The organism is Corynebacterium sp., assembly GCF_052107835.1.
Taxonomy (GTDB): Bacteria; Actinomycetota; Actinomycetes; order Mycobacteriales; family Mycobacteriaceae; genus Corynebacterium.
This window is the reverse complement of record NZ_JBQEDF010000007.1, coordinates 58,336-79,502: the sequence shown is the minus strand read 5'-3', so window position 1 is coordinate 79,502 and position 21,167 is coordinate 58,336. Positions and strand designations below refer to the sequence as shown.

The following is a 21,167-nucleotide window of genomic DNA, read 5'->3' as shown; positions in this document are numbered from 1 at the left end:
ACTGAAGTCGTGACCAGCTTTCCGCCATTCGCTTAGGCCGCACAAGGTCACTGCCGTAACATGTGCTCCTATGTCACGAGTCGAACAGGATGCCCCCGAAGACGCCTCCCGTGGAGAATCGTCGGCTCCCCCCTCCGACCCCGGCGGAACCGACACCTCCCGTACCGGCGTCGACCGGATCAAGCGCCTCGCCATCGTCTCCGGCCTCGCCGCCCTGATCCTGTTCCTGGCGATCCCGTTCCTGCCGGTCAAGCAGGACCAGGCGAGTTTCTCCTGGCCGCAGAACGGCGAACTGAACAGCGTCTCCGCCCCGTTGATGGCCTACCACCCGCAGGACCTGGACATCACCCTGCCCGTCGGCGAGATCGACGACCTCAACGGCCAGGAGACGACGGTCCTCTCCACCGTCCCGGAGGACGCGGAGGACGCCACCCTGCGCGGCATGTTCGTGCGTTCCACCCCGGACGGGTTGGACGTGATCGTCCGCAACTCGGTGGCCCTCTCGGTCGACACCGAGACGCTGAACGACCTGCCGGACGATGCGCAGCTGCACATCACCTCCGATTTCGAGGAGACGCGCGCCTGGATCCCGGACGCCACCGACTCCGACGGCAACGCGTTGGAGGGCGGCTTCGGCGACGACATCCGTCCCATGCTCACCGGCATCTTCACCGAGATGTCGAACACCCCGCAGAATGCGCAGACCGCCATCGACGCCGGACTGCAGGTCGATGTGACCGTCGATTCCCGGTTCACCTCGAGCCCGTCGGTCGCCAAGATCGCGGCAATGGTGCTGGGCGTGATCTTCACCGTGATCTCCCTGTGGGCGCTGCACCGCATGGACGTCCTGGACAACCGGACACGTAAGCGCCACCGCTTCTTCCCGGCGGGCTGGTGGCGTCCTCGCTGGCTGGACGGCATCGTCGGCGGCGTCCTGGCGGTGTGGTACTTCATCGGCGGCAACACCGCCGACGACGGCTACCTGCTCACCATGGCCAGATCGTCCACCGAGTCCGACTACATGTCCAACTACTACCGGTGGTTCGGTGTCGCAGAGTCACCCTTCGGCGCGCCCTACTACGACCTCCTGGCGTTGATGACGCACGTCTCCACCGCATCCGTCTGGATACGCCTGCCGGTGCTGATCGCCAGCTTCCTGACGTGGATGCTGCTCTCGCGCGAGGTACTCCCACGCCTGGGGGCGAAGATCTCCCAACGCAAGGTCGCGCACTGGACGGCGGCCGCGGTGTTCCTGGCCTTCGCCATGACCTACAACAACGGGCTGCGCCCCGAGCCGGTCATCGCCCTGGGCGCCCTGTTCACCTGGGTCTGCATGGAACGTGCGATCGCCACCGGACGCCTGCTTCCCGCCGCGATCGGCATTATCGTCGCCGCCTTCTCCCTGGCCGCCGGGCCGACCGGCCTGATGGCCGTCGCGGCGATCCTGGTGGCCCTGTCCGGGCTGATCCGCATCGTGATCCGCCGCCTGCCACTGCTGGGCGCCGGACGCGGCGAACCGAAGAAGCGGGTCTTCGGCGCGGTCACCGCGCAGATAGCCCCCTTCCTGGCCGCCGGCACGGCCGTGCTGATCGCCGTCTTCGGCGACCAGACCTTCAGCACCGTCCTGGAGTCCATCGGGGTCCGCGGCCCCGTGGGCCCGTCACTGTCCTGGTACGAGGAACCGACCCGCTACACCGAGCTGCTGAAGCAGACGGTGGACGGCTCCTTCCCTCGCCGGTTCTGCGTCCTCATGATGCTGCTGTGCCTGGCGGTGGTCATCGGCTCGATGCTGCGCAACCGCCGCGTCCCCGGCACCGCCCACGGACCGGCACTGCGCCTGACCATGGTCGTCATCGGCACGATGTTCTTCATGACCTTCACCCCCACCAAGTGGACCCACCACTTCGGGGTCTACGCCGGCATCGCCGCGGGGCTCGCTGCCCTTGCAGCGGTCGCGGCGTCCACCATGGCGATGCGCTCGGCACGAAACCGCATCGTGTTCATCGGCGGCTGTCTGCTGCTGTTCGCGTTCACCCTCGCCGGGACGAACGGCTGGTGGTACATCTCCAGCTTCGGCGTCCCCTGGTGGGACAAGCCGGTGCAGATCGCCGGTGTGGAGATGTCCTCGGTGACCATGATCCTGGCGTTGGCAGTGATGCTGTTCGGCGTGGTCATCGGCTTCCTCAACGACATCCGGGAAGCCAACGCCAGCACCACCGACGAGCTCAAGAACGTCGATGCCAGGGAGGCCGCCCAGGCCAAGCGCTTCGCCGGCATCGCTTCCGCGCCGATCGCGGTGCTGACCTCGATCGTGGTGGTGTTCAACCTGGCGTCGCTGGGCAAGGCCGTGGTCGGCCAGTGGCCCGCCTACACCGTGGGCAAGGGCAATCTGACCTCCCTGGCCGGCGACACCTGCGGGCTCGGCGGTGCCGCGCTGATCGAGGGCAACACCAACGACTCCTTCCTGCAGCCCGCCGGTGACACCGAGTTCGCCGATTCGCTGACGACCGAGGGGTCCCGCGGCTTCGCCGAGAACAACATCCCGAACCGTATCGAGGAGGGCTCCGACTCCGACAGCGGTGCGTCCCCGCAGACCTCCGCCGTGGACACCGGCGCCTTCGGCTCCACCGACGAGGAGGACGAGAACGACGTCACCGACATCGGCCCCGGCGGCGGCCTCAGTGGCCAGGAGGGCATCAACGGCTCCTACGCCCAGCTGCCCTTCGGCATCGACCGCCACCAGATCCCGGTGGTCGGCTCGTACACCGACGGACTGCAGCTGCCCGCCGAAACCACGACCAGCTGGTACAGCATGCCGGAGCGTTCGGACGACACCCCGTTGCTGGTCGTCTCCGCGGCCGGCGAGGTATCCCACCTCGACATGAACGGTGTGCGGCAGTACGGCCAGGACCTGGTGCTGGAGTACGGGCGTTCCGACGAGTCCGCGCAGGATGGCGTTGAGTTCATGGGGGAGATGGAGCCGCTGGACATCGGCACCGCACCGCAGTGGCGCAACCTGCGCTTCCCGATGGACGACATTCCCGAGGACGCCGACGTGGTCCGCATCCGGGCGGCCGACTTCAACGTGACGCCGGACCAGTGGCTGACCTTCACGCCGCCGCGTGTACCCACGATGGAGCAGTTGGGCGACGTCATCGGTGATTCACCGACGCTGCAGGACTGGTCCGTGCCGCTGCAGTTCCCCTGTCAGCGACCCTTCGACCACTACGCGGGCGTCGCCGAGGTTCCGGAGTACCAGCTCTCGCCGGACCATGACGCGAAGAAGAGCCACGCCCCGGTGATGGACTACTACGGCGGCGGCGTCGGTGGCATGACCCAGATGGCCACCCACGGCACCGAGATGCCCACCTACCTGGAGGACGACTGGCAGCGGGACTGGGGTGTGGTCACCGAGCTGACCCAGTTCACCTCGTCGACCGGTGATGAGCCGGAGCCGGTGGAGGTCGAGGTCGAGGAGCAGGACCGCTCCGGACTGTGGTCGCCGGGACCGATGCGGCTGAGCTAACCGGTCGCGACCGGTAGCGCTGGCATCGCGGCGTCCAGGGCTGGTTTCCGTACACCGGAACCACCTCTGGATGCCGCGATGCCGCAGTGCTGATTCCACGCCTACAGTGGGGCGCATGACTTCGACTGTTCCCCAGACCCCCGAGATCCCCGACAACATCACGGAGGCGACGTCCGGCACGGGCAACCCCTCCGCCGCGGACGACCTCTACCGCCACGTCAACGGTGACTGGCTGTCCACCCACGAGATCCCGGCCGACCGCCCGGTGGACGGCACCTTCCACGCGCTGCGCGACCGTGCCGAACTGGACGTCAGGGCCATCGTCGAATCCGCCGACCCGTCCACCCGCATCGGAGCCCTGTTCACCTCCTTCATGGACGAGGACGGGGGGAACGGCATCGAGCAGGCCGGGCTCTCCGTGCTGGACGCCGACCTTGACCCCGTCCGGGATGCCACCGACCTCGGTGAACTGGTGGATGCCCTGGCGCAGCTCGACCGGCACGGTGTCGGTGGCGTGATCGGCTTCTGGACCGAGAAGGACGCCGGGGGCGGCAAGGGCGACACCGGCACCGCGGGCAATGAGGTCGCCTACCTCACCCAGACCGGCCTCGGGCTGCCGGACGAGGCCTACTACCGCGAGGAGCAGCACGCCCCGGTCCTCGACGCGTACCGCGGATTCGTCGCCACCCTGCTGGGCCTCGCCGCCGACGGGCAGCCGCTGCCGGGGCGTTTCGCGGACCAGAGCGCGGAGGACGCCGCCGGAGCCCTCGTGGATTTCGAGACCGACCTCGCCAAGGGCCACTGGGACACGGTGAGCTCCCGTGACGCCGACAGGACCTACAATCCGACCGCGTTGTCCGACCTGCCGACGTCCTTTCCCTTCACCTCCTGGCTGGAAGGGGTGGGCATCACCGGGGAGAATGCACCGACCGTGATCGTCAGCCAACCGTCCTACCTGGAGCATGTCGGGACGCTAGTTCCCGGCGCGGAGGGAGGGAACGCCCACGACCTCGACGACTGGAAGCTTTGGGCCTACTGGAGCGTGCTCACCGCCCGGGCGGGGAAACTGCCCCGGGCAATCTCCGAGGCGAACTTCGACTTCTACGGCCGCACCCTGTCCGGAGCCACAGAGCAGCGCGACCGGTGGAAGCGGGCCGTGGGTCTGGTCGAGGGGACCATCGGCGAGGAGGTCGGCAGGGAGTTCGTCGCCGAGCACTTCCCGCCGGAGTACAAGCAGAAGATGCTTGACCTCGTCGACTACCTGCTGGCGGCCTACCGGGAGCGGATCAGTGACCTGGCGTGGATGACCCCGGCGACCCGGGAGAGGGCGCTGGAGAAACTCGCCACGTTCAAGGCCCGCATCGGCTACCCGGACAAGTGGCGCTCCTTCGACGAGCTGAGCTTCAGCCCGGACGGCGCCGACCTGCTCGACAACTACCGCAGGGCCTCCGACTTCAACCACGAGTTCGAGGTGTCCAAACTGGGCAAGCCGAGCGACGGCGAGTACTGGTTCGCGACCCCGCAGACGGTCAACGCCTTCTACAATCCGGTCCGCAACGACATCACCTTCCCGGCGGCGATCCTGCGTCCGCCGTTCTTCGACCCGGAGTCGGACATGGCCGGCAACTTCGGCGCCATCGGCGCGGTCATCGGGCACGAGATCGGCCACGGTTTCGACGACCAGGGCTCGAAGTACGACGGCGACGGCAACCTCAACTCCTGGTGGACCGAGGAGGACCGCGCGGCGTTCACCGAGCTCACCGACAAGCTCGTCGCCCAGTACGACGGGCTGGTTCCGACAGGACTGGCCCAGCGCGGCGAGACCGACCACAAGGTCAACGGTGCATTCACCCTCGGCGAGAACATCGGTGACCTCGGTGGTCTCGGCATCGCCGTTGTCGCGCTGGAGAAGTACCTCGCGGACAAGGGCGAGACCTTCGGGTCCGCGCCGCTCGCCCCGGTGGAGGGCATGGAGGGTGAGTACACCGTCCTGCAGCGCTTCTTCCTGCGCTGGTCCAATGTATGGCAGACCGCGATCCGCCCGCAGATGGCCGCGCAGTACGTGGCGATCGACCCGCACTCCCCCGGCGAGTACCGCTGCAACGTGGTCGCCTCGAACATCGCCGAGTTCTACCGCGCCTTCGACGTGACCCCGTCGAACGGCATGTGGATCGACGAAAATCAGCGTGTGACCATCTGGTAGGCTCCCTCCCGTGAGGGGGATCCAATGCCGATAGCCGGAAGACCGGACTGGCCCGGGGAGCAGCCGCAGCGTCCTACCGGTGCTCCGCTGCCGGACGCCGACCCGTCCGGCCACTACCGTCCCGCCGCCGTCGGCGGCCACCGGACGGCCCGCTGGTTCATCCTCGTCGGCGTCGCCCTGGTGATCATGGTGCTCCCACTCGCGGTGCCGGTGAAGGACGACGCCGGTGCGACGGGTTCGCCGGGCGGCGGAAGCTCGTACCGCCTGGCGGACGCCGCGTTCGATTCCCTGCTCACCTGGGAGAACTGGCCCCTGGACCTCGGCGCGTTGGAGGGACGTTGCGCCCCGCTGGACACCGCTTTGCTCCCCGGCACGATCACCGCCGAGTGCTCCACCGAACACGGGATGGTGGATCTCGACATCGTCGGCATGCTCGACGTCGGTGACGGTGCCGGCGACATCGAGCTGGCGTCGCAGCGCGGCCTGCGCATGATCATGTCCAGCGACACGTCCGGCGTCCCCTTCCACGAACGGGACGCCGGGGAGCACCTGTCCCCGGGGCTCGCCGTGGAGGTCGATGACTTCCGTGCGTCCCCGCTGACCCCGTTCAGCTGGGGGGCGTCCGATCCGGTGTACTCGGCGGCGGCGTCCTTCCTGAACTCCGACGCCGGGGGCGTGAGCGTCCTGTACACCGTGTCGGTGACCGGCGGCACCGAGCTGTCCGCAGCCTCGGCCGCGAACTCGCTGATGAGGGGGATCCGTGCCACCGTCTGAGTCCCGGGACGGGTGGCGCGTCGTCGACGTCCCCCGCGCCTTCCACCTCTCCTTCCCGAAGCACCTGCGCCCGGCGCTGCGTCCCACCTGGGACGTGTTCGGATGGTCGTTCGCGGCACTCACCGTCCTCGGCCAGCTGGTGGCCGCGGTCGTGTCGGCGGGCTTCGGCATCTTCCCCGGTGCCGGGCCGCTCGGCGTCGCCGTGGGGTACATGGTCGTGTTCCTCGCCGTGACCTGGTTCCTGCTGTCCCGACTGCTGATCTACCGGGGGACGCCCTGGCTCCTGGCGGCGGCCGCGATCCTCTGGGGGATGACCGGCGCCTTCCTGATCGGCGCATTCACCGTCTCGGCACACCTGATCGAGGTGAGCTACAGCTGGGACGTTCCCGAGATCGCCCTGTCCCTGGGGGGCGCCTACCCGGAGGAGCTGGCCAAGGGTCTGGGTGTGTGGCTGCTGCTCCACCTGGGACGCGCCTGGTGGAACCGTCCGTGGCACGGGCTGGTCGCCGGTGTGCTCATCGGCATCGGCTTCGAGGCCTTCGAGAACATGGGCTACGCCCTGTCGTTGGCACCGCTCCATGCGTCGTCCGACCTGGCCGGGACGTCCGAGATGTGGCTGCTGCGGATCGTCGCCGGTCCACTGCTGCATGCGGTGTGCACGGGACTGGTCGGCTACGGCATCGGCATGGCGGTGTTCGGCGGGGGACTGACCCGCCTGCGACGACTGGCCTGGGTGCTTTCCGGCGGACTCGCGGGCTTTTTCGTGCACTTCGGATGGAACCTGCAGATGTCGACGGTGCCCTCCCAGCTCGTGACCATGGGAATCTCCTGGGCCTGCGGGACAGCACTGCTGGTCACCGCCATCGTCCTCAGCACGCGGGAGGCGCGCGGCCTGGCTGCCGCGGGCCTGTACCCTGCGGTAACGGTCTACCAGCGGATTCCTGCGGTTCCCCGGCAACCGTTCCCGGGCCAGTTGCCGGGGCAGGGGCCGGGCTGGTCCCCGGGCCCGCTCCCGCCGGGGCATCACCCGCAGTGGTGAGCTCCGCGGGCCCCGGGGCGCCCTCGAATCCTCCCCTCGGGTTGTGATCCCGACAGACATAGCTATCATCGCAGCCATGTCTACTCTCTCCACCGCCACCCGTACCCCGAACAACCAGACCCGTTCCCGCCGATTCGCCACCCGTGCCGCCGCGGTCGCCCTGGCCGCCGGCGCCGTGACCGCCGTGGCCGTGCCCGCCGCGTCCGCTGCCCCGTCCGCCGTCTCCGCGGAGGCCGCCTCCACGAAGTCCGTCATCCAGGATCCGGCCCGCGTGGCCGGTGTGGCCACCGCCGCCGGCGTCAGCCCGGACGTTGTCGCCCAGCTGCTCGCCGACCCGGAGGCCACCATCGCCGCCGGTGAGCGCCTCGGCGTCCCGCGCGACACCGCCATCTGGGTCGCCAACAACCCCGAGCAGGCCCTGGGCGCCGCCCAGGCGGCCGGGATCTCCCCGGTGTGGGCCGCGAACGCCCTCGCCGCCAACCTCTGACCTGACCCCCGCCAGTAGCGCGGGACGAACCCCGGACGGTGGATCAACACCACCGTCCGGGGTTTACCGCGTTCAGGGGAAGTGACGGAAACCACAGCACACTCCGGCAGAAAGCGGCGCGCCGCGCGCGTGTTGCAGATGTGACTCGTGTGATTTGTGTGTATGGTGTGGCTCATGTTCTCACTACCATGGCGCCGCCATGCGCGCACCACCACCCCCGCCCGACTCACAGCAGTAACCCTCTTCGGTTCAGCCGCGACGGTCGCCGCGCTGGTCGCCACGGATGTCCTGCCCGTCCCCACCTGGGCGCTCGACGGAGTCGACGTCGCCAGCCACCAGCACCCCGGTGGTTCGGCGATCGACTGGCAGACCGTCGCCGCCTCCGGCCAGAGCTTCGCATTCATCAAGGCCAGCGAAGGCACCGGCTACGTCAACCCCTACTTCTCCTCCGACTCCGCCAAGGCCTCCGCCGCCGGAGTCACCCCGGGCAGCTACCACTACGCCAAGCCCGGTGAATCCGACCCCCGCGCCGAAGCCCGGCACTACGCCGCGACCCTGGCCACCGGTGTCCAGCCGTCCCTGCCGCCCACCCTCGACCTGGAGGAGAGCGGCGGACTCGCCCCGGAGGACCTGCAGAACTGGGTCCGCGACTGGATCGACGAGATCAAGGTCCTCACCGGCCAGGACCCGATCATCTACACGTACCACGACTTCTGGATCAACGACATGGCGAACACCACGGAGTTCTCCGAGTACCCGCTGTGGCTCGCGTACTACAACCCCGCCCTGCCGTCCGAGATCCCCGGCGGCTGGGATGAGGTCACCTTCTGGCAGTACTCCGATGCCGGGCAGGTCGACGGCATCTACGCCGATGTGGACCTGAACACCTACTACGGCACGGACGCCCAGCTCCAGGAGCTGGCCGGACGTCCGTCCGAGGGCTCGGCGGCGGGCAACATCGTCGATGCCCTGCGTCCCATCACCGACGCTGCCGTCGGCCAGGCCGGCGACGCCAACGACGCCGAACACGCGGACGCCGCCGGCGGCGAGCCCGGACTCGACCACCCGCTGAGCACGGACCTGCTGGTCAACCTGCTCGGCCTCGTGGCCGGCACGGTCGGCCCCGAGGTCGTGCTGAACTCCGCCATCGACTCCGGACTGGGCGAGGGCCTGGGATCCGCTGTGGCATCCTCCGGCATCGAGGCACGTGACGCCGGCGAGACCCTCCCGGTCGCCGCCGTCGCCGCACTGGTCCTCGGCGCGCTGGGTCTCGGCTCCGACGGCGGGGACATCGCCGGCCAGATCGGCGGGCTCGTCGGATCCCTGTCCGAGGAGAAGGCCAACGACCCCAACGCCGGCTTCGACATCGACCAGCTCGCCGGTGTCATCGGTGGAACCGGGGACGGGGTCACCCTCGACAGCATCCTGCGTCTGCTGACCGCGTTCGGCGCGTCCGACCACGCCAGCCAGATCGCCGACGGTTCGCTGGACGTGGACGCACTGCTGGCACAGGTCAGGGGCGACGATGCCCCGGTGGAGGACGCTGAGTCCCCCGAAGGCGCCGACTCCCCGGCCGAACCGGACGCGGACGCACGCACCGACACGGATTATGCCGCGGAGGGAACCCCCGGCAACGCACCCGACCCGGAGGCGATCCGCACGGAGCTCGAGGGCGCCGGGGTCGACCCGGAGTCCGCCGCACGTCTGGCCGAGGATCCGGAGGCGACCGTTGCCGCTGCCGAGCGCCTCGGCGTGGACCGCGAAACCGCGTCGCGCTTCGCCACGGACCCGGCCGGGGCCCTGGTGGCCCTGGAGGAGGCCGGGATCGACCCGGTGGGGGCTGCCCCGATGCTGGTCGCCCAGCTGTAGGAGCCATGGGCTCCAGTCCGTGTCCGGACGTCACCACTGCAGAGCCGTACCCGCGGGTGCGTGTCTGCGTGGAGGAGGGGATTGCCGGGGGACTCGACCGGCAGGAGCGCACCGTTTTCGGCACGTCAGCTTAAGAAGAAATGGCCACACCGGTGCGTTCCTGCCGGTTGGAATCGCCACCACACCCCCGATCCACTCCGGCAGGCCTGCCCCGGGGCAGCGCCACGTCGGGGTGCCTAGGGCTGCGGTGCGTCCGGGGCCAGGATGTCCGGCTCGTGGATGTCCTCCAGCGACTCCGGCGTCGGCTCCGCGATCTCGCAGAGGTTCACCAGCGCACCCGTGGGGTCAACCAGTGTGCACAGACGTCCCAGCTCGGAATTCCACGGCGCGCGCACCAGCTTGCCGCCGAACTTCTTGACCTTCTTCGCGGCCGCGTCCACGTTGGCGCACCCCAGGTACAGCGTCCACATCGAGGGATTCTCGTCCAGCTCACTGGTGTCCCACATGCCGCACAACGGTGCGCCGTCGTACTCGCCGGTGGCGTAGCGGAACTTGTCGGTGTCACTGTGCTGGCGGATGTCCCAGCCGGCCAGGTCGTGGTAGAACTTCAGCGTCGCGTCGAACTCCTCGCCGACCAGCAGTTCATGCCACACGGGGGTCCCGGGCTCGCCGGCCGCGAAGAACGGCTCGTCGCCGGCGGGCTGCTTCAACCCGATGGTCGCGCCCGAGGGATCGACGATCACCGCCATCCGGCCACGGCGTCCCACGTCCCGCGGGGACAGGACGCTCGTCGCACCGGCCTTCACGGCCTCGTCGTGGACGTGGTCGATGTCGGGGGCGTACAGCAGCAGCCCCCACAGGGAGGACTTGTCGTCCGGGACCTCACCGAGGCCGGCGACGGGCATACCCTCCTTCTTCGCCACGACGTAGCCGTCGCCGCAGGGGGCGTCGAACTCCCATCCGAGGAGTTCCGTGTAGAACGACTGGGCCTTATCCAGGTCAGTGGTGGCCAGGTCGATCCAGATCGGCATTCCTGGTTCCGCCAAGAGAGCGGGCATCAGAGGTTCCTCCACTTTTCGGGATCAAAGTCATCGTCGGCAGTTGCTTCATCGAAGTAGTCGTCTTCGTCGGTACCGGTGGCACCGTCCTGGGCGAACCGTGCGGCCGCTGTCACACGGCCGTCTGTGTCATGGACGGAGACCTCGTCCCCGGCGTGGAGGTGACGTCCCCGCCGGGTGTCGGTCTCGCCATTGACGGTCACGGAACCGGCGGCAATGACCTCCTTGGCCACTCCACCGGACTCCACAAGGTTCGCCAGCTTGATGAACTGGCCCAGCCGGATATCGTCGCCGCGTACGGGGACGTCCTGCACCGGTACCTTCTGCTCTTCTCGCTCAGGCATGCGGACCATCCTACGACCAAGACTCCTGCCAGGAAAGTCCAATGGTCACATTGCCTGCAGCACACCTTCGACCAGGAGCACGGCGCCCAGCAGAATAAACACCCCACCTGCAATGATGTCGATCCAGGGGCCGGCTTTCTGGAGTCTCCGGGACAGCGCCGGAACCGACACCATCACCGCCACAGCCACGAACCAGGCGATCCCGGTGACCAGCAGGATCACCAGGACGGTCCCACGCATCGCCCAGCTGGTGTCCGGCGGGACGAATCCGGCGAACACCGCGCCGAAGAACACCAGGGCCTTCGGGTTGGCGAGGTTGGTGACAAGTCCCAGCCGCCAGGCCTGTGCCGTGGTCGTGCGGGACGTGGCGGTGGGGGCCGTCGCGACCGTCCGTGCCGAGCGCCGTTCCGTGAGCCCGGAACGCAGCGCCCCCTGCCCCATCCACACCAGGAATGCCCCGCCGACCAGGAACAGAGCGGTCAGCAGCCCCGGGAAGGCGTCCACCAGAGCGGACAGCCCCAGCATCGAGGCGACGATCCACAGGGTGTTGCCGCTCATGATCCCCAGGGCACACGCCACGCCGTTTCGCCGGACCGCCCCCAGACGCAGGATCTGCACCAGGTCGGGCCCCGGCGACGCGATCGCCAGCAGCCACGCGAGGAGGATGCTGAGGAGTGCTGCGCCGGTCATGGGTGATCAATCTACCCGGGGGGTCGGGCGCGGCCATCACGGCATCCAGGGTTGGTTCCACCCCTGCGAAAACGACCCAGGATGCCGCGATGCCGCAGCCTGGGTCAAGCCGGGTGACGCAGCTACGCCCTACACGCTCAGCGGCGTGTCCGAGGGCGCCACCGGCTTCGGCAGCGCGGTCTCACCCATCAGGGCGCGGTCCACGGCGGCGGCGCAGGCACGCCCCTCCGAGATCGCCCAGACGATCAGGGACGCGCCACGGCCCGCGTCACCGGTGGAGAACACCGGTGCGTCGAAGCCCGCGTCCTGCAGGCCCGGGGTCGACGGCCACCAGCTGCGGTAGTCCTCGTCGCGCTTCAGGCGGCCCCGGCCATCGACCGGCAGCTCCAGCTCGGAGACGATGCCCTTCTGCTCCACGCCGGAGAAACCGACGGCCAGCAGCACCAGGTCGGCGTCCATGGTCACGTCGGTGCCCGGCAGGTTCACCACACCGTCCGGCGTCTTCTCGCAGGACGCGGCGTTCAGGCCGGTGACGTGCCCGTCCTCGCCGGTGAGTTCCACGGTGTTGATGCGGAAGTCGCGGTGCGCCAGAGGATCGCCGACCCCGCGGGACGCCAGGCCGAGCTGCACGATCTCGTCGGCGGACTCGTTGCCGGTGACGGTGTACTCACCCTCCTCGTGGGCGGCGGCCACGCGCCAGATCTTCGGCCACACCGGCCACGGGTTCTCCGCGGTGCGGTTCTCGCCGGGAGCCGGGTTGTAGTCGAACTGGCGGACGGAGGCGGCCCCCTGGCGCAGGGCGGTGCCGAAGCAGTCGGTGCCGGTGTCGCCGCCGCCGATGATGACCACGTTCTTCCCCTTGGCGTCGATCGGGGAGACGTCCATGTCACCGGCGTTGACCTTGTTGGCCAGCGGCAGGTAGTCCATCGCCTGGTGGACGCCCTCGAGCTCACGGCCCGGGAAGGTGACCTCGCGGCGCTCGGTGGCGCCCACGGCGAGCACCACGGCGTCGAACCCGGCGAGGTCCGCGGCGGACGGGGAGATGCTGGTGCGGAAGGTCGTGCCCTCCGCCTCCATCTGGTTCAGCCGCCGCTCGATCCAGCGGGGCTCGAGCTTGTAGTCCGGCACACCGTAGCGCAGCAGGCCGCCGATGCGGTCGTCGCGCTCGAAGACGGTGACGTCGTGGCCGGCGCGGGTGAGCTGCTGGGCGGCGGCCAGGCCGGCGGGGCCGGAGCCGACGACGGCCACGGACTGCCCGGTGGAGAACGACGCCTTGACTGGGCGGACCCACCCCTCCGTGAAGGCGTGCTCCACGATCGTGAGCTCCACGGTCTTGATCGCGACAGGTTCACCGGTGGTGGCACCGTCCCCGATGCCGTCGATGCCCAGCACGCAGGCGCCCTCGCACGGGGCGGGGCAGATGCGCCCGGTGAACTCCGGGAAGTTGTTCGTGGCGTGCAGCCGGTCGTAGGCCTCCTTCCAGCGTCCCTCGCGGACCAGGTCGTTCCACTCCGGGATGATGTTGCCCAGCGGGCAGCCGTCGTGGCAGAAGGGGATGCCGCAGTCCATACAGCGTGCTGCCTGGGTCTGCACCTTGGAGTCTGCGAAGGGCTCGTAGACCTCGTCCCAGTCCAGCAGGCGCAGTGGGACGGGGCGGTGGGCCGCTTCCTCGCGGCCGTACTTCATGAATCCGTGCGGGTCAGCCATTACTGCACTCCCTCCATGATGGCGGCGTTGATGCCGTCCGAGTCGAGCCCGGCGGCGCGGGCCTGTTCAATCGTCTGCAGGACGCGCCGGTAGTCACGCGGCATGACCTTGATCAGTGAGCGGGGGTCCACGTCCACGGTGGATCCGGTGAGCCTGCGGTGGCGGCTGATGGTGTCGACCAGGAAGTCGAGCTCGTCCTCGGCGACCTCCTCGACGTCCACCAGGCCGGGGTTGACGCGTTTGCGCATCCCCTCGATGCCGGAGCCGTCGTCCATGAGGTAGGCGATGCCGCCGGACATGCCGGCACCGAAGTTCTGGCCGACCGGGCCGAGGTTGATGACCCGGCCGCCGGTCATGTACTCGCAGCCGTGGTTGCCCATGCCCTCGACGACGGCGGTCACCCCGGAGTTGCGCACGCCGAAGCGTTCACCGACGGCACCGCGGATGAACATCTCGCCGGCCACACCGCCGAAGCCCAGGACGTTGCCGGCGATGGTCTGGTGCTCGCCGACGGCACCGTCGAGGGAGTCGGGCCGGATGGCGATGGTGCCGCCCGAGAGTCCCTTCGCCACGTAGTCGTTGGCGTCGCCGATCAGGGTCAGCGTCATGCCCCTGGGGACGAAGGCACCGAAGGAGTTGCCGGCCGAGCCGGTGAACGTGAGGTTCACGGTGCCCTCGGGCAGGCCGTCGTGTCCGGCGACGCGGCTGATCATCGAGCCGGTCATGGTGCCGACCGACCGGTTGACGTTGGTGATCGGGTAGCTCAGCTCGATGCTGGTGCCCTCCCCCGCGGCGGCGCGCCGGATGGTCTCCCCAGCGTCCTCGCGGATGCGGTTGTCCAGGGCGGCGTCCAGGCTGTGGTCCTGGTCCCTGGTGCGCCGCTGGTCCTGGTGCATGAAGGGGCTGTCCGGCTGGTGGAAGATCGGCGAGAGGTCGAGCTTCCCGGCGGTCTTGTGACCGGGATCGACGTCCGCACTGCCGTCACGCAGGCACTCGGAGTGACCGATGGCCTCGTCCAGGCTGCGGAAGCCAAGCTCGGCGAGGTACTCGCGGACCTCCTCGGCGATGAAGGTGAAGAAGTTGACCACGTGCTCGGCCTGTCCGGTGAACCTCTTGCGCAGGTCCGGGTTCTGGGTGGCCACACCCACCGGGCAGGTGTCCAGGTGGCAGACGCGCATCATGATGCAGCCCTCGACGACCAGCGGGGCGGTGGCGAAACCGTACTCCTCTGCGCCGAGCAGGGCGGCGACCATGACATCGCGTCCGGTCTTCATCTGCCCGTCGCACTGGACGGTGATGCGGTCGCGCAGGCCGTTCATCAGCAGGGTCTGCTGGGTCTCGGCCAGGCCGAGCTCCCACGGACCGCCGGCGTGCTTCAGCGAGTTCAGCGGGGACGCGCCGGTGCCGCCGTCGTGACCGGAGATCAGCACCACGTCCGCGTGGGCCTTGGAGACGCCGGCGGCGACCGTGCCCACGCCCTGCTCGGCGACGAGCTTGACGTGGATGCGGGCGTCCGGGTTGGCGTTCTTCAGGTCGTGGATCAGCTGGGCGAGATCCTCGATGGAGTAGATGTCGTGGTGCGGCGGCGGGGAGATCAGGCCCACGCCCGGGGTCGTGACGCGCACCTCGGCGATCCAGGGGTAGACCTTGTGCGGGGGCAGCTGGCCGCCCTCGCCGGGCTTCGCGCCCTGCGCCATCTTGATCTGGATGTCGGTGCAGTTGTTCAGGTAGTGGCTGGTCACGCCGAAGCGTCCCGAGGCCACCTGCTTGATCGCCGAGCGGCGCCACGTGCCGTCGGGCTCCGGGTCGAAACGTCCGGCGTCCTCGCCGCCCTCGCCGGAGTTGGACATGCCCTTGAGCTGGTTCATGGCGATGGCGAGGGTCTCGTGGGCCTCCGCGGAGATCGAGCCGTAGCTCATGGCTCCGGTGGAGAAGCGCTTCACGATCGCTGACACCGGCTCGACCTCGTCGACCGGGATGGACGGGCGGTCGCTGTGCATCTCGAACAGGCCGCGCAGGGTGGCCAGCCGCTTGGCCTGGTTGTCGACCTTCTCGGAGTACTCCTTGAAGATGCGGTAGGCGCCGGTGCGGGTGGCGTGCTGCAGCTTGAACACGGTCTCCGGGTTGAACAGGTGGTACTCGCCCTCGCGGCGCCACTTGTACTCGCCGCCGATCTCGAGGTCGCGGTGCGCGGCCTCCTCGGGCCGCGGCAGGAAGGCGAAGCGGTGGCGCACGGCCACGTCGGCGGCGATCTCGTCCAGGCCGATGCCGGAGATCGGGCTGGCGCAGCCGGTGAAGTAGTCGTCCAGCAGCTGCTGGTGCAGGCCGGTGACGTCCGCCAGCTGCGCGCCGCGGTAGGACGCGACGGTGGCGATGCCCATCTTCGACATGATCTTCTGCACGCTCGCAGACGCCCCGTCGATGAAGTTCTGGCAGCCCTCCTTGGTGGTCAGGTTGCCGAGCTGGCCGCGGTTGCGCAGGGCGTAGACGGTCTCGAAGGCCATGTAGGGGTTGATGGCGTCCGCACCGAAGGTCAGGAGCATGGCGAGGTGGTGGACCTCGCGGGCGTCGCCGGACTCGATGATCAGGGAGGCCTGCGTACGGGTCCGCTCGTTGACCAGGTGCTGGTGGACGGCACTGGTCAGCAGCAGTGACGGGATCGGCGCCATACGCTCGTCCGACTCGCGGTCGGAGAGGATGATCAGCGTGGCGCCGTCCTCGATGGCGCGGGAGACCTCCCGGCGGATCCGGTCGATGGCCTGGCGCATGCCGCGGCCGCCGTGCGCCACGGGGTACAGCCCGGAGACCACCGCGGAACGGAAGTCCCCGAAGCCCTCGTGCTCGCCGGCCTCACGCAGGGTGACCAGCGTGGAGTTCAGCAGGATCGGGGTCTCCAGGTGGATGCGGTGGGCGGCCTCGGGCACCTCGGTGGTGATGTCGACCTGGCGTCCCAGCTGCGTGTACAGGCTGGTGACCATCTTCTCGCGGATGGAGTCCAGCGGCGGGTTCGTGACCTGGGCGAACCGCTGGGCGAAGAAGTCGTAGAGCATCCGCGGGCGGTCGGACAGCGCTGCGATGGGGGTGTCGGTGCCCATCGAGCCGAGCTGCTCCCCGCCGGTGGCGGCGATCGGCTGGATGAGGACGTCCACGTCCTCCTCGGTGATGCCGAAGACACGCTGGCGCAGGACGACGCGCTCCGGGCTCATCGGCTCGTAGTGGGCCTGCGGCAGGTCGGCGAACCGCACGATGTTGTCGTCGATCCACTGGCGGTAGGGCTTGTCCGCGAGCGAGCCCTTGACCTCGTCGTCGGGGATGATGCGCCCGGCGGCGGTGTCGACCAGGAACATGCGTCCCGGCTCGACGCGGCGGCGCTGGACGATCTCCTCCGCCGGAACCGGCAGCAGTCCGGTCTCGGAACCGCCGATGACCAGGCCGTCCCGGGTGACCCAGATGCGTCCGGGGCGCAGGCCGTTGCGGTCCAGGACGGAGCCGATCACGGTGCCGTCGGTGAACACCAGAGCGGCGGGGCCGTCCCACGCCTCCATCAGGGAGGAGTGGTACTCGTAGAACGCGCGGACGTCCGGGTCGATGGAGGGGTGGCGCTCCCACGCCTGCGGCACGGCCATCATCACGGCGTGCGGCAGCGAACGTCCGGCGAGGTGGAGCAGCTCCAGGGCCTCGTCGAAGCGTCCGGTGTCGGACCCGGAGGGGTCGCAGACCGGCAGGACTCGCTCGATGTCGCCGAGTGTCTCGGAGCGGATCTGGGACTCGCGGGCGCGCATCCAGTTCTCGTTGCCGCGCACGGTGTTGATCTCGCCGTTGTGGGCGACCAGGCGGAACGGGTGGGCCAGCGGCCAGGACGGGAAGGTGTTGGTGGAGAACCGGGAGTGGACGATGGCCAGTGCCGACTCCACGCGGTCGTCCTGCAGGTCCAGGTAGAAGTCCCGCAGCTGCGGGGTGGTCAGCATGCCCTTGAACACGATGGTGCGCGCGGACAGCGACGGGAAGTAGACGGTGTCGGAACCGGAGCCCTCCCCGGGGCCCTTGGAGCCGAGCTCACGCTCGGCGCGCTTGCGGACGAACCATGCGCGGCGGTCCAGCTCGATTCCCTCGAGCGGGTTGCCGTCGGCGTCCTTGCCGGAGAGGAAGAGCTGGTAGAAGATCGGCTCGGCGTCGCGCGCCATGGCGCCCAGGGAGGAGTCGTCGACGGGGACCTCGCGCCAGGCGAGCAGATCGAGCTCCTCCTCGGCGACGATGGACTCCACGGCACGCATCGCGTCCAGCGCGGCCATGCGGGACGCCGGGAGGAAGGCGATGCCGGTGGCGTAGGCGCCGGGGGCGGGCAGGTCGATGCCCTGGTGCGCGAGGACCTCCCGGTAGAAGCGGTCGGGCACCTGCATGAGGATGCCGGCGCCGTCACCGGTGTTCTTCTCCGCCCCGGCTGCACCACGGTGGTCGAGGTTGACCAGGGCCTGGATGCCCTTCTCCACGATGTCGTGGCTGGCACGGCCGTGCATGTCGGCGACGAAGGCGACCCCGCAGGAGTCGTGTTCGTGGGCGGGATTGTAGAGCCCCTGGGGTGCCGGGTAGTTCTTGGGTGTTGCCTCTGGCCTGTTCACGGTGGTCGTCAGCCTCCAGTCGTCGGGTCGTGCAGTTGTCGTCCGGCGCCGATGGTCAGTCGGGGGACGGTGCCACCGCGGGCATGTCCTGGGTAAGGACGGTCACAGTGGCAGTGGGACGGTGCGTGCCCCCACTGATACGGTCCGGTTGCCACGGCACAAAATTAGGTTGCGCTCATAGACGCTGGTGCAGGTCATGTACTGTGACGCAGGACACATAAAACGCCGCTGTCAGGCGGCTCCGGGGACACTGTCTCGCTCTGTAGTTGTCTTTGTATCCTAGCGCCTGACCGGGGTGATATCGAAGTATCAGCCGCTTCTCATGCAGGGAAACAGATCGTCCCAGTGAGTGGGACAACTGTTTCGGCATGATTTCGTCTCCGTTACATGCGGGTTTAACCGGGGGTTCGGCTACGGTGGACAGGCGTGAAAGACCCGCTGCGAATCCCCCACGTCCTCGACACCCTCCGCCACGCGTGGGAGGCCCAGCCCGACCTGACCCTGCCGCAGCTCTACGGGGTCCTGGAATCCCGCGGCATCGCCTGGAACTCCACCGACGCCGAAGTGGTCGCCGCGTTGGACGCACTGGCCGCCGAGCGCCCCGTGCGGCTCCCCGCCGGGGTCTCCTCCAGCGGAGCACGGTTCCTCGTGGAGACCGAACAGCCCACCCACCGGGTCACCCTCGACGCGGAGTGGGCGGCGGTGCGGCCTGCGGGCCCCGACTCCCAGCCCACCGTGTGGCGCCATGGCGGGGTACGGGCGTGCTCGGTGGGCCGGCCCCTGGCGATCCTCGACGTGGAAGGGTTCGTGCACCGCTTCGGCCTGGTCAGCCGCATCACCGGCATCACCGGCATCACCGGCATCACCGGGTCCACCGACCTCACCGGCATGCGCCCCCGCGACCTCGACGGCCACGTCTACCATCTGCAGCTCGCCGGCGACGACCACGCCGGGGCATCCGTCCTGGTCGACCGGTCCCTGCGCGTCTTCGACGTCTCCCGGCGCGAGGTGCGCCGTGAGACGCTGCGCTGGACGCGTCTGGTGCGCGCGGCGGTGGGGTCGGAGTTCGTCGTGGACGTGCAGGTGTCCGGGACACTCCGACTGCCGGAGGTAGTGCGCATCACTGTGCTGGAGTGAGATGAGCTTCATCACAAGTGGGTGACGCGGCACCCGTCCCGGGACTATCACAGGGGGCAGGTTCGGTGGGCGCACGTTCCCTCACACTGACGTCCCCCACTTCCCCGGACCCGGCCATCCTCCACGTGGCCGAACCGCCTCACCCCCAACTTCCGACCGCACGTCCGGCGAAAGGACTCTCCACCGTGGAATACACCGAGCTCTCCTCCTACCGTCTCCATCCCGGGACCCTGTCCGTGTGGACCCCCACCGCGCCGGAGGACGCGTGGTCCGATGACCCCCGGCCCCTGTCACCCAACCACGAGGACCACCTCCGCGAAGCCCGGAGGAATGAGGGGGCCACGCCCCGCGGGGACAACTGGATCGGCACCGCGTTCCGGATGTACGCCCCCTTCGACGCGGACGCGTTCCGGCGGACGCTGCGCGCCTGGATCGCACGGCACGAGGCGTACCGCACCACCGCCACCGGTGCGTCCGGCACCCCGTCGGACGGGGTGCGGTTCCGCCGCAGGACCGTGTCCGGCGACAACGTCGACGTGGTGGACTCCCCGGGACCCGGCCCGCTGGACTCCACGCAGGTCCGCGCCCGGCTCGAGCACCACTTCGCCACCCAGGTCTCCGCCCTCGACTGGCCGCACCTCACCGTGGCCACGATCCAGCCCGACCAAGGCAACGGCGCGGGCCCGGCAGCCGGAAGCGGGGCGCAGCATCTCCGGGAGGCCCCGGAGAGCCCGTGGTTCACCGTGGTCTTCGCCGCCGACCACGCCGTCATGGACGCCTACACGCAGATCGTGTCCATCGCCGAGCTGCGGGAGCTCTACCGTGCCGCCCTGGAGAACAGGCCGTGCGAGCTGCCTGTCCCGGCCTCGCACATCGACTTCTCGCACATGGAGACGCAGTTGGCGGACTCACTCACGCCGGACCACCCGGCGGTGGACCGGTGGCGCCGCTACCTCTCGTCGGTTCCCGGGGAACCATCCTCGGCGCCGGTGTTCCCCCTGCCCCTCGGAGACGGGGGCGGCGGTACCCGGCAGGCGAGCACGTCCGTGCTGCTGCTCTCCGCCGCCGACGCCGACGCCTTCAACGACGTGTCCAAACGGCTCGGCGGCAACCAGGCATCGGGCCTCCTCGCCGCGCTGAAGATCGCCTACTCCCGGACCAGGAACAACCAGGTTCCCGGCGAGGTGTCGCCGCTGCGCTACGTGATGCCGATGCACACGCGCAACGCCCCCGAGTACGCACTCTCCGCCGGATGGTTCGTGGGACTGATGCCGGTCGAGGACCCCGCCGTGCCCGAGGAGCTGTTCTCGCAGGCCATCCTCACGACGAAGGCGGCCACCACGGTGAACCGGGACCTGGTGGCGTACCCGTTCCCCCGTGTCGCGGAGCTGGCGGGTGTCCCGGGGGCCCCGCAGTTCGTGATCTCGTTCGTGGACACCCGGCACATTCCGGGGTCGAAGGACTGGACCGCGCACGACCGCACGCTGCGGGGCACCGCCTACAGCGACACGGACGTGTACTTCTGGATCGTCCGCAACGCCGACGGGCTGAACATCTCGATGCGGTACCCGAACAACCCGACCGCACTGGCGTCCCTCCGCTCGCTCATCACGGAGTACTTCACGGTCCTGCACTCGGTCGTCGACACCGGGGACGCCTACTCCGTTCCCTTCCGGGACCCCCGCTCCCGGGAACCCGTCCAGGCGGTCTGACC

Annotated in this window: 13 protein-coding genes; 8 read left to right on the top strand and 5 right to left on the bottom strand. The window is 69.2% G+C overall.

The features are described 5' to 3' along the window. Positions 1-70: 70 nt before the first annotated feature. The 6 genes from ACTIL2_RS03220 to ACTIL2_RS03195 all read left to right on the top strand — a co-directional run bounded on the left by ACTIL2_RS03220 (position 71) and on the right by ACTIL2_RS03195 (position 9,898). Entirely contained in the window at positions 71-3,526 is a 3,456-nt protein-coding gene (locus ACTIL2_RS03220) for an arabinosyltransferase domain-containing protein (RefSeq protein WP_442336013.1), read from the top strand. A 115-nt stretch (positions 3,527-3,641) separates the two neighbouring features. Next, positions 3,642-5,729, top strand: a complete 2,088-nt coding sequence (locus ACTIL2_RS03215; protein ID WP_442336012.1) for a M13 family metallopeptidase — start codon at positions 3,642-3,644, stop codon at positions 5,727-5,729. Positions 5,730-5,753: 24 nt separating this feature from the next. Next, positions 5,754-6,503, top strand: coding sequence for a hypothetical protein (locus ACTIL2_RS03210; RefSeq protein WP_442336011.1), 750 nt, complete (start codon positions 5,754-5,756; stop codon positions 6,501-6,503). After that, positions 6,490-7,542, top strand: coding sequence for a PrsW family intramembrane metalloprotease (locus ACTIL2_RS03205; RefSeq protein WP_442336010.1), 1,053 nt, complete (start codon positions 6,490-6,492; stop codon positions 7,540-7,542). The genes ACTIL2_RS03210 and ACTIL2_RS03205 overlap by 14 nt, the downstream gene beginning before the upstream one ends. Before the next feature lie 76 nt (positions 7,543-7,618). After that, complete coding sequence (locus ACTIL2_RS03200) at positions 7,619-8,029, top strand: hypothetical protein (RefSeq protein ID WP_442336009.1); 411 nt, start codon at positions 7,619-7,621, stop codon at positions 8,027-8,029. Positions 8,030-8,203: 174 nt separating this feature from the next. Further along, positions 8,204-9,898, top strand: a complete 1,695-nt coding sequence (locus ACTIL2_RS03195; RefSeq protein ID WP_442336008.1) for a glycoside hydrolase family 25 protein — start codon at positions 8,204-8,206, stop codon at positions 9,896-9,898. A 236-nt stretch (positions 9,899-10,134) separates the two neighbouring features. On the opposite strand, the gene ACTIL2_RS03190 is transcribed toward ACTIL2_RS03195, so the two are convergent. From ACTIL2_RS03190 to gltB, 5 genes are all read right to left on the bottom strand, one after another. Then, positions 10,135-10,956: a VOC family protein gene (locus tag ACTIL2_RS03190; protein WP_442336007.1), complete on the bottom strand. Its 822-nt coding sequence runs from the start codon at positions 10,954-10,956 to the stop codon at positions 10,135-10,137. Continuing rightward, positions 10,956-11,300, bottom strand: a complete 345-nt coding sequence (locus ACTIL2_RS03185) for an RNA-binding S4 domain-containing protein (RefSeq protein WP_442336006.1) — start codon at positions 11,298-11,300, stop codon at positions 10,956-10,958. Before ACTIL2_RS03185 ends, ACTIL2_RS03190 begins: the two co-directional genes overlap by 1 nt. 45 nt (positions 11,301-11,345) lie before the next feature. After that, positions 11,346-11,990, bottom strand: a complete 645-nt coding sequence (locus tag ACTIL2_RS03180; protein ID WP_442336005.1) for a LysE family transporter — start codon at positions 11,988-11,990, stop codon at positions 11,346-11,348. Positions 11,991-12,119: 129 nt separating this feature from the next. Beyond that, a complete protein-coding gene (locus ACTIL2_RS03175) occupies positions 12,120-13,697 on the bottom strand; it encodes a glutamate synthase subunit beta (protein WP_442336004.1) in 1,578 nt (525 codons plus the stop codon). Next, positions 13,697-18,316 carry a glutamate synthase large subunit gene (gene gltB, locus ACTIL2_RS03170; RefSeq protein ID WP_442336003.1) on the bottom strand — a complete coding sequence of 1,540 codons (4,620 nt, stop codon included), beginning with the start codon at positions 18,314-18,316 and terminating at the stop codon, positions 13,697-13,699. Before gltB ends, ACTIL2_RS03175 begins: the two co-directional genes overlap by 1 nt. Positions 18,317-18,742: 426 nt before the next feature. Here gltB and ACTIL2_RS03165 point away from each other — a divergent pair, with 426 nt between their 5' ends. Beyond that, on the top strand, positions 18,743-19,453 hold the full coding sequence (locus ACTIL2_RS03165; protein WP_442336002.1) for a hypothetical protein: 711 nt from the start codon (positions 18,743-18,745) through the stop codon (positions 19,451-19,453). Between the two features lie 185 nt (positions 19,454-19,638). Further along, the gene (locus ACTIL2_RS03160; protein ID WP_442336001.1) at positions 19,639-21,165 is read left to right on the top strand and encodes a condensation domain-containing protein; all 1,527 of its coding nucleotides are present in this window, start codon (positions 19,639-19,641) and stop codon (positions 21,163-21,165) included. Positions 21,166-21,167: the final 2 nt, after the last annotated feature.